Source organism: Massilia sp. AB1 (genome assembly GCF_018119385.1).
GTDB lineage: Bacteria > Pseudomonadota > Gammaproteobacteria > Burkholderiales > Burkholderiaceae_D > Telluria.
In genome coordinates this window covers 1-9,901 of sequence record NZ_JAGKSG010000083.1, presented here as the reverse complement: position 1 = coordinate 9,901, position 9,901 = coordinate 1, and the positions used below count along the sequence as shown (strand labels likewise).

8 protein-coding genes and 1 pseudogene are annotated in these 9,901 nt (G+C 69.3%); 2 read left to right on the top strand and 7 right to left on the bottom strand.

Annotated features, from left to right (window positions below; genetic code table 11):
* Both J8847_RS23580 and J8847_RS23575 read left to right on the top strand, forming a co-directional pair.
* Positions 1 to 833: response regulator (locus J8847_RS23580; protein WP_211527123.1), on the top strand; the 833-nt coding region annotated here is incomplete at its 5' end.
* Between the two features lies 1 nt (position 834).
* Entirely contained in the window at positions 835 to 3,003 is a 2,169-nt protein-coding gene (locus tag J8847_RS23575; RefSeq protein WP_211527122.1) for a bifunctional diguanylate cyclase/phosphodiesterase, read from the top strand.
* A gap of 3 nt (positions 3,004 to 3,006) precedes the next feature.
* On the opposite strand, the gene J8847_RS23570 is transcribed toward J8847_RS23575, so the two are convergent.
* The 7 genes and pseudogenes from J8847_RS23570 to J8847_RS23540 all read right to left on the bottom strand — a co-directional run.
* Entirely contained in the window at positions 3,007 to 5,421 is a 2,415-nt protein-coding gene (locus J8847_RS23570) for a penicillin acylase family protein (RefSeq protein WP_211527121.1), read from the bottom strand.
* Positions 5,422 to 5,883: 462 nt separating this feature from the next.
* Entirely contained in the window at positions 5,884 to 6,780 is an 897-nt protein-coding gene (locus J8847_RS23565) for a polysaccharide deacetylase family protein (protein WP_211527120.1), read from the bottom strand.
* Positions 6,767 to 7,903 (bottom strand): glycosyltransferase family 1 protein, encoded by a 1,137-nt coding sequence (locus tag J8847_RS23560; RefSeq protein ID WP_211527119.1) that lies wholly within the window; start codon positions 7,901 to 7,903, stop codon positions 6,767 to 6,769. Before J8847_RS23560 ends, J8847_RS23565 begins: the two co-directional genes overlap by 14 nt.
* A 114-nt stretch (positions 7,904 to 8,017) precedes the next feature.
* Positions 8,018 to 8,608: a recombination mediator RecR gene (gene recR / locus J8847_RS23555; RefSeq protein ID WP_211527118.1), complete on the bottom strand. Its 591-nt coding sequence runs from the start codon at positions 8,606 to 8,608 to the stop codon at positions 8,018 to 8,020.
* Position 8,609: 1 nt separating this feature from the next.
* Positions 8,610 to 8,897 carry a YciI family protein gene (locus J8847_RS23550; protein ID WP_211527117.1) on the bottom strand — a complete coding sequence of 96 codons (288 nt, stop codon included), beginning with the start codon at positions 8,895 to 8,897 and terminating at the stop codon, positions 8,610 to 8,612.
* 11 nt (positions 8,898 to 8,908) lie between these two features.
* Positions 8,909 to 9,235 (bottom strand): YbaB/EbfC family nucleoid-associated protein, encoded by a 327-nt coding sequence (locus tag J8847_RS23545; RefSeq protein ID WP_027866165.1) that lies wholly within the window; start codon positions 9,233 to 9,235, stop codon positions 8,909 to 8,911.
* A gap of 58 nt (positions 9,236 to 9,293) precedes the next feature.
* A pseudogene (locus J8847_RS23540) lies at positions 9,294 to 9,901 on the bottom strand (DNA polymerase III subunit gamma/tau); the annotation flags it as partial.

Below are 9,901 nucleotides of genomic sequence, written 5' to 3'. Positions count from 1 at the left end.
TGCCGCCCGGACGCCAGCCATCGGGACGGCGCGCGCGGCGCGTGCTGCTGGCCGAGGACAATCCGGTCAATGTCGAAGTTGCCAAGGCCATGCTCGAAAGCCTGGGGCTGGAAGCCCACTGCGCGCGCAATGGCGAAGATGCCTTGAGGTGCGTACGCGAAGGCGGCTGGGATGCGGTGCTGATGGATTGCCAGATGCCGGTGATGGACGGCTTCGCCGCCACCTCGGCGATCCGCCGCTACGAGCGCGAAGCGGGCCGCGCGCGCACCCTGCCCGTCATCGCCATCACCGCCAATGCGCTCCAGGGCGACCGCGAGGCCTGCCTGGCGGCCGGCATGGACGATTACCTGTCCAAGCCTTTCACCCAGCAGCAGCTGGCCGGCGTGATCGGGCGCTGGGTGTCGCTGCCGCTGAGCGCTTCACGCCATCACGACGATCCGCCCGGTGTACCGGCAGCGCCGGCGCCGGCGCCGCGCCATGATCCCGTCAACCTGGCCGCGCTGGACAACATTCGCGCGCTCAGCCTCGAAGGCGGCGACGCGCTGGTGCAGAAGGTGGTGGCGGCCTATGTCACCGATACCCCGCGCCACATGGCGGCGCTGCGCCAGTCGCTCGCCGGTGGCGACCCGGAAGGCCTGCGCCGCATCGCCCACAGCCTCAAGTCGGCCAGCGCCAATATCGGCGCCGCGCGCCTGGCCGCGCTGTGCCGCGACCTGGAACAGATCGGGCGCGCCGGCAAGGTCGATGGCGGTGCCCCCCTCTTCGCCGACATGGAAAGCGAATTCCTGTCGGTGCGCGAATCGCTCAATGCCCTCCTAGAAAAGGAAACCTAGCATGCCAGCCTCTTCTCCACCCCAGCGCGGGACGGTCCTGGTCGCCGACGACGATCCGGTGATGCGTCTCCTGATGCTCGAGATGCTGGCCCAGGTCGGGCTCGACGCCATCGAAGCGGCGGACGGCCTGGAAGCGGTCGAACTGGCCGCCTCGCGCCATCCGGACCTGATCCTGATGGACGTCGACATGCCGCGCATGGACGGCTTCGCGGCCTGCACCGCGATCCGGGCCGCCGAGGCTGCCAAAACCGGGGACGGCGTCGGCATACCCATCGTGATGGTAACCGGCGGCGACGACGTCGAGGCGGTCACCCATGCCTACGAGGCCGGCGCCACCGACTTCGTCTCCAAGCCGATCAACTGGCCCATCCTCGGCCACCGCGTGCTGTACGTGCTGCGCGCCAGCGACGCCATCGCGCGCCTGCGCATCGCCGACGCCCACAACCGCGCCGTGCTGGCGGCCATTCCCGACACCTTCTTCCGCATGAACGCGGACGGCTTCTACCTCGATTATGAGCCGGGACATGCGCGTCTGCGACAGGAACGCAATGGGCGCGGGCGCGTCGCGCAGGCGGCGAGCATCGACCGCAACGTGGTGGGGCGCCATGTCAGCGACGTGCTGCCGGCCGATATCGCGCACCGCATGCTGGAGCAGATGAAGACCGTGCTGGCCACCCAGCAGGTGCGTTCGGTCGAGTACGAAACCACCGACTGCGGCGAAGTGCAGCACTTCGAGGCGCGCCTGGTGGCGACCAGTCCCTCGCAGGTGCTGGGCCTGGTGCGCGACATCAGTGAACGCAAGCGCGCCGAAGAGCAGATCCGGCGCCTGGCCTATTGCGACAGCCTGACCGGCATTCCGAACCGCCAGGCCTTCCTGGAGACGCTGGAGCGCGAGCTGCAGCGCTCCAAGATCGGCAACAAGAAGTTCGCGGTGCTGTTCATGGACCTGGACGCCTTCAAGCGCATCAACGACACGCTCGGCCACAACGCGGGCGACGCCCTGCTCAAGATGGTGTCGGAGCGCCTGCGCGACACGACGCGCCCCAGCGACCTGGTATCGAGGGGAGATTCGCGGGGCGAGAACAGCACCAACCTGGCGCGCCTGGGCGGCGACGAGTTCACGATCCTGATCCCGGATCTGGAACGGGTCGAGCACGCGCTGAACGTGGCGCACCGGGTGAAGGAGGCGATGCGCCGGCCCTTCCTCATCGAGGGCAACGAGATTTTCGTGACCGCCAGCATCGGCATCTCGCTGTTCCCGGAAGACGGCGACGATTGCGGCTCGCTGCTCAAATACGCCGACACCGCGATGTACCACGCCAAGAACTGCGGCAAGAACAACGCCAAGCTGTACAGCTCTTCGCTGACCATGCAGATCATGAGTCACGTGAAGCTGGAAGTCGGCCTGCGCAAGGCGCTGCAGAACGACGAGCTGTACCTGCTCTACCAGCCGCAGCGGGACGTAGCGAGCGCCGAGATCGTCGGCGTCGAGGCCTTGGTGCGCTGGCGCCATCCCGAGCGCGGGCTGGTGCCGCCCACCGAGTTCATTCCGCTCGCCGAGGAGACCGGCCTGATCGTGCCGATCGGCGAATGGGTGCTGCGCACCGCCTGCCGCCAGGCGCGCGCCTGGCAGCGCCTGACCGGGCGCACGATGCGCATGGCGGTCAACCTGTCGGCCAAGCAGTTCAAGGACGAGAACCTGTCGCAGATGGTGCTCTCGGCCCTGCACGAGACCGGGCTGGACCCGCGCCTGCTGGAACTGGAGCTGACCGAAGGCACCCTAATGGACGACGCCCGCGCCACGCTGGCCACCCTGGAGCAGCTGCGCGGCATCGGCGTCTACCTGTCGATCGACGACTTCGGCACCGGCTACTCGTCGATGAACTATCTCAAGCGCTTCGACGTGCGCGCCTTGAAGATCGACCGCAGCTTCATCTGCGGCCTGCCCCAGGATTCGGAAAACGCGGCCATCACGCGCGCCATCATCGCGATGGCGCACGGACTCAAGATGGTGGTGGTGGCGGAAGGTGTCGAGACCGGCGAGCAGCTGCTGCTGCTCGAGGAATACGGCTGCGACATGGTGCAGGGCTACTTCCTCGGCCGCCCGTCGAGCGCCGAGGCGATTACCGACATGCTGGGCAGCGTCACCCTGGCGCTGCCCGCCAGGTAAAGCTCAGGGGACCAGGCGCAGCGTGTGCTGGGCCGTCCCCGGCAGCAGCGGCAGCGGCCTGCCTTCGGCCCAGGCGGCGTGCCCGGCCAGGAAGTACGGCGACAGCGGATGGCCGCTCTGGCCGCCCGGCATGTTGTACAGGCCTTCTTCTTCCCGTCCCGGCGACACCGTCAAGCGTTCCGACTGGCCGAACTTCGGCCCCGCCACGCGCGGCATGTGGGCGTCGCCCGGCAGGCGGTCGCCCGGCGCGGCCAGCAGGAAGCGCAGCGCGGGCACGGCCATGCTGATCGGATGCGCCACATTGGCCGTGTTGCGCTCGCCCCAGCTGGCTTGCGCCAGGATCTTGCCCTCTTCCTCGATGGCCGCGATCACGCGGTCCACCGCCGCGAGCTGCAAGGCTTGCCAGGTCGGATAGCCGGTAGGCAGCCAGCCGGCCGGCTGCTCGTCCAGCAGGCGCGCCACCACCAGCGGCCAGCGGCTGCCGGCCATGGCGGCGGTGGCCTTGGGATCGCGCTCCTTGATCGCGGCCATGGCCTGGCCGTAGAGCAGCTCGTGCAGCGCCCACATGTAGTCGCGCGCCAGCCGGTAGCCGACCGAATCGACGCTGGCGCGGCCGTCCCAGCTGGTTTCCAGCAGGCGGCGGAACTCGGCGCGCTGCGGCTTGCCGCTCAGCGCGCTCGCATCCAGCGCCGCCAGGGCGCGCCGGCGCCAGTCGGCGATGAACAGCGCGCGGTCGTCGAGCGCCGCGCCGAAGGCCTGGCGCACGTCCATCTTGGCGCCCAGCGCCAGCAGGCCGTCGTGCAGCTGGCGATTGCGCATGCCCAGGTCAAAGCCGCCGTCGCCGATGCGCTCCGATCCCGCACCCATCAGCTGGCGGCTGTTGGCGGTGGTGATCTGCCCCTCGCGCGGATTGAGCACGCGCGGATAGTCCGCCGCCGGCAGCAGGCCGTTCCAGGTCGGCGCATGGCCGTCCGGGTCGAGCGGGAAGGTGGCGACGGGCGGCGGCGTGGTACGGCGCGGCAGCACGCCGGCGATGGTCCAGCCGATATTGCCGCGCGCATCGCCAGCCACGAAGTTCTGGGCGGGGATGCCGTCGATGGCGGCGATCGCCAGCGCCTCGTCGACGCTGCGCGCGCCTTCCAGCTTCAGGTGATTCAGGTTCACCGCCTGGGGATCGTGGGCGATCCAGTGCACCGCGTAGTCGCGGCCGTCCACCGTGCGGATCGGGCCGAGCGAAGTGTCGCGCACCACGAAGCGTTCGGCGGGCGCGCCCTTCACCGCGATCAGCTCGACGTGCTCGCGCGGGGTTTCCCAGCCGTTCGGGGTGCGCACCTGAGCGCCTTTTGCGGCGTCCTTGCCCAGTTCGACCAGGTCGAGCAGGTCGGCGTAGCTGTTGGTGAAGCTCCAGGCCACCTGGCCGTTGCTGCCGACGATCACCGAAGGCGGCGCGCCCGGCAGGGTCACGCCGACCACGCGGCGCTGGCCGCCGGCGGCGCTGGCGTCGGGGAAGCGCAGCACGACGCGGAACCAGATGTTTGGCAACTGCAGGCCCAGGTGCATGTCGTCCGAGACGATGGCCGCGCCGCTGCTGGTGCGGCTGCCCGCCACCGCGTAGTTGTTGCTGCCGACCGAATCGGTGAAATCGGCGGCGGCCAGCTGGACCGGGACTTTCGAGGCCGGTCCCCACCAGTCCGGGGCGTGGGAAGGGATCGGCGCCAGCGCGGGCGCCGAAGCGGGAGTAGCGGGGGCATCGAGGGTAGCGTCGATGGCGCTGGCGTCGGGCAGCAGGAAGGCCAGCTGGGCGGCGTCGCTGTGCTCGCGCATCCAGCCGCGCGCCAGCTCGCGCGGGGCCAGGTTGTTCTGCAGGTCGATGTACATCGCCCACGCGACCAGCAGCGAATCCTGGGCCGTCCACGGACGCGGCGCGCTGCCGGTCAGGGCGTATTCGAAGGGCTTGGCGCGCAGGGCCTTCAGGCCGTCGTTGACGCCGGCGACGTAGCGGTCGAGCAGGTCGCGTTCCGGCCCGTTCAGGCGCGCCAGGGCGCTTTCCGCGCGGGCGCGGAAGCGGTGCAGGCGATGGTCACGGTCGAGCGGCAACGCGCGCGGGCCGAACAGCTCGGCCAGCTCGCCGGCCGCGGTGCGGCGCAGCAGATCCATCTGGAAGTAGCGTTCCTGGGCGTGCACGAAGCCGGTCGCATAGGCGACGTCGCCGCGGCTGCTCCCCTGAATCACGGGCACGCCGTCGCGGTCGCGCGCCACGGTCACCTCGGCAGTCAGGCCAGGCGCCGTGCGCTCGCCGTCGAGCTGGGCCAGGCTGCCACGTAGGTACAGCCAGGCGCCGAGCACGGCCAGCAGCAATAAACCCAGCACCGCGGCCAGCGTCCGCAGGGTCCAGGTTTTCCATCCACGCTTGCGCATGTGTCTCCTCCTTGTTTTTAGGGGGCGTATCTTGCCAGAAAAAGCGCCTGGTGGGAGTACGGTCGTTCTGAAAATGCAGCGCGGGCGGAAGGTCAACTTGGGTTCCGGCGGAGGCCGGAACCCAAGTTTGCCCGCAGACCACGACCATCACTCCTTACTAAAACCTCCGCGCACATTTGACCCGCCTCCGTACAACGGCCTCCACCGCCCCTATGCTATTCTGTCCTGGCGCCATCCACGGCGCGAAGGGAGGACCCATGCGTACCTCATTGCGTATTCCTGTTTCGGCAGCCGCCCTGGCCTGCCTTGTGCCGCTGCTGTCGGCGTGCGCCACCTCACCCGAAGAACGCGCGGCCCGCATGCAGGCCGACATGGCGCAGATGATCACCATCTACGGACCAGCCTGTGTCCGGCTCGGCTATACGGCCGAAAGCGACGCCTGGCGCAACTGCGTGCTGCAGCTCAGCACGAAGGACGAGCTCCGCCGCCTTGGCAATACTCCATCGTATTACGGAGGCTGGGGACCGCGCTGGCGTGGTGCGGGCTATTGGGGACCGTACTGGTGAGCAGCCGCGCGAACGCCGCCTTGGTCATCGGCGTGCGGCGCGCCAGCAGCCGCTCGACCGTCCGCTGCGCATGACGCAGCAGGCGGGGATAGCGCACATCCGGCGGATGCAGGCTCAGGCGAATCAGCGGCGCCCGGGACAGCAAGGCGGACGTCAGGTCGGCCATGACCGGTGATAAAAGACGGCCGCTGCGGTTACGCGCGGCGTAGACCAGCGAGGGCGAATACGTCGACCGGCATGCCGGCGCCCTGCTTTCTTCCGGCAAGCCGCCAAGCTTCCCAGCCTCGCTTCCCTCTTCGCCCTGCAACAGATGGAAGCGGGTAAAGGTCGTCGTGTACGCGAATGGGAAACGGCGCAGCGCGCGCCAGGCATCCTCGCCCATCAGCCAGGCCGGCGGCACGAAGCCGCTCACCGGCCAGCCCTGGGCCGCGAACCAGTCGAGTCCAAGGCGGATGCGGCGCTCCGCTTCCTCCGCAGTCAGCGCGGCGAACTCGCCTTCGCGGCTGTAGGCGCCGCGCAGGAAGCGGTCGCGCCAGCCCTCGCCGCGCGGGCTGGTATCGAGGTGGGTGTAGCCATGCAGGGTCAGTTCGTCGCCGCGCGCCAGCGCCGCGTCCAGCCCGGCGCGCATACGTCGCTCCTCGCCCCCGCCGCGGTGGTAGGCCGGCACCACCAGCCAGGTCAGCGGGATGTCGGCGACCTCGCGGATCGCTTCGGCCAGGCGCCGGCACTCGTCCCACGTGGACGGGGCCACGTCGTGGATGGACACGCAGAGCGCGGCCTCAGTCGGTAACACAGATGCGCTCCAGCGCCGGCTGCGCCGCCTGGCCCGCGCCCAGCAGGCTGTGGTAGCGGCGCAGGATCTGCGGAAAGATCTGGTTCCAGTCGAAATATTCGCGCGTCTTGTGGCGGGCGTGCTCGCCCAGCGCGGCCATGTCGCGTTCGTAGATCGCCTCGATGGCGCCGGCCAGGCTGTCGGCGCAGTTCGGCTGCGCCAGGATGCCGGAACGCTCGTCCACCAGCTCGGCCACCCCGCCGCCGCTCGTGGCCACCACCGGCAGGCCGCAAGCCATCGCTTCCAGCACGATCAGGCCGAAGGTCTCGCAATCGCCCGGGTGCACCAGCAGGTCGCAGCTGGCCAGCAGGCGCGCCAGGTCGCGCTGGTCGCGCTGGAACGGCAGCACGCTGATGCGCTCGCCGCGCGGCGGCTCTTCGCCGCCGCCCACCATGAGCAGGTGGTAAGGCGCGCCCAGCTTGCGCACGGCCTCGATCAGGAGCGGGAGCTTTTTCTCCGGCGTAAAGCGGCCCGCGTAGACGAGCAGGCGCGCATCCGGCGCAATGCCGAGCTCGGCGCGCAGGCCGGGATCGCGCCGGTCGGGCCGGAACACGTCGCTGGCGATGCCCAGCGGCTGGTGCAGCGCCCCCTTGACGCCCATCGCCTCGAGCTGCCCGACCATCAGCCGGCTGGGCGCGAGCACCAGGTCGAACTCGCGGTACAGGTGGGCCAGGTATTTGCAGGTGGCCTGGCGCGCGGCCTGGCCGAAGCGGTTCTCCACCAGGCGCGGCAGGTCGGAATGGTAGAAGGCGATGGCCGGCACGCCATGCCGCTCGCGCAGGCGCAAGGCGGCCCAGGCGCTGTGGCCGGCGTCGCCGACCTCGATCAGGTCGGGCTCGCTGGCCTTGAGCCGGCGCGCCAGGGCCGCGACCGACACCGGCATGCGATAGCCGTTGATGCCGGGCAGCGGCACGCCGGGCACGCGCACCAGCGAAGGGATGTCGCCGCCATCGTCCACGTTGGGGCTGAGAATGGTGTGGCGCATGAGCCCATGCTCGGCCAGCCAATGGGATTTCGCGTTCAGGTAAGTGCTGACGCCGCCGCCTTCCGCGGCATAGAACATCGTGATATCGACGAGGTGCATGTCGGGTCCGCTGAAAGAGCCTACGATAGCAGCGGCCCGCACATCGGGCTTGCGCGCACGCACAGGCACCCGTGCTGACTTGAACCGACTGCTACCGGGTTGTCGTTACAACCATTATGCGCTGCGGCGGTCGATCATGGCGCGCGCTATCGTGCCGGCATCGACGTACTCAAGCTCGCCGCCGACGGGCACGCCGCGCGCCAGGCGGCTGACTTTCAGGCCGCGCGCCTTCAGCATTTCACTGATGTAATGGGCGGTGGCTTCGCCCTCGTTGGTGAAATTGGTGGCCAGCACCACTTCCTGGACCACGCCGTCGGCTGCGCGGTTGACCAGCTTGTCCAGGTGCAGGTCCTTGGGACCGATGCCGTCCAGCGGCGACAGCCTGCCCATCAGCACGAAGTACAGGCCCTTGTAGGTCAGGGTCTGCTCGATCATCAGCTGGTCGGCCGGGGTTTCGACGATGCACAGCAGGCTGTGGTCGCGCGCCTCGTCGGCGCACAGGTCGCAGACCTCGGTGTCCGAGAAGGTATTGCACATGGCGCAGTGGTGCACCGTGTCGACCGCCTGGTAGAGCGCGCGCGACAGCTGGGCCGCGCCTTCACGGTCGTGCTGCAGCAGGTGGAAGGCCATGCGCTGGGCCGACTTGGGGCCCACGCCCGGGAGGCGGCGCAGGGATTCGGTAAGGAATTCGAGGGACTTGGACATGTCAGGCTCGCCAGGCGCTCAGCGCCGGCGCCGTCATGAGGGGCTTGAACTCGGTGATCTCGTAGCGCGCCACCCCTGCCCTGTGAAACGGATCCTCGCCCAGCACCGCTTCCAGCGCCGCGCGGCTGGGCGCGTCGGCCAGGATGATGCCGCCCTCGCGCGGCACCTTTGGCCCGGACATCAGGAAATGGCCCGCCGCATACTGCGCGGCGAGGTAGTCCCGGTGGGCGGCCAGGTGCGCGTCGATGTGCTCGAGCGGCGCGGTATAGCTGAGCGAAATGACGAACATCAGCCTTGGCGTCAGAACGGCATCTTGAAGCCAGGCGGCAGCGGCATGCCGGCGGTCAGGCCGCTCATCTTCTCGGCGGAAGTCGCTTCTGCCTTGCGCACGGCGTCGTTGAAGGCCGCGGCGACCAGGTCTTCCAGCATGTCGCGGTCGTCGCCCAGCAGCGACGGGTCGATGGTGACGCGCTTGACGTCGTTCTTGCAGGTCATCACGACCTTGACCAGGCCGGCGCCCGACTGGCCTTCGACTTCGATCTGAGCCAGCTGCTCCTGCGCCTTCTTCATGTTGTCCTGCATGGCTTGCGCCTGCTTCATCAGGCCTGCGAGCTGGTTTTTCATCATGGTGGTTTCTCCAAGTTGTCCGGATGGGTAAATGGGTTTGTGCGTCCTTGCCGGTCGCTCAGGCGACCGGCGGCTTGACCGAGCCCGGCACGATGAAGGCGCCGAAAGTGCGCTCCATCTCCTGCACGAAGGCATCGGCGCCCACGGTGGCTTCGGCCTGGCGCTGGCGTTCCTCGCGCGCCGCACGCTGTTCGGCGCCGGCGGTGTACCACACGGGGCCGATTTCGGTATCGACCGTGACACGCAGATTCGGGAAATGTTCCTGCAAGGCCGCGGCCAGCTTGTCGCTATTGCCGCTGGCGCGCAGGGTATCGACCGGCACGCGCAGGCGGAAGGTCACGGCGTGCTCGGACGCCACGCAGCCGATCAGCTCGGTCTGCAGGGCGAGCTGCTGGGCCACGCCGCGCAGCGGCAGGCTGCCGGCCAGCGCGGGCCAGTTGCCGTCCCAATTGATCTCGGGCACGGGCGTGACGACGTAGGGATGCGGCGGCGCGGACGGCGCGGCGACCCGCGCCGGCTGCGGCGGAGCGACCACGGCCGGCGCCTCGGCGGCGACGGCGGTGTCGTCGGAAAATTCGGTCACCCAGGATGGAGGCTCGTCGTCGGCGGGCTGCTGTTGCTGCTGGCGCATGGCCGGCTGCTGGGGTGCGGCGGCGCGTGCCTGGC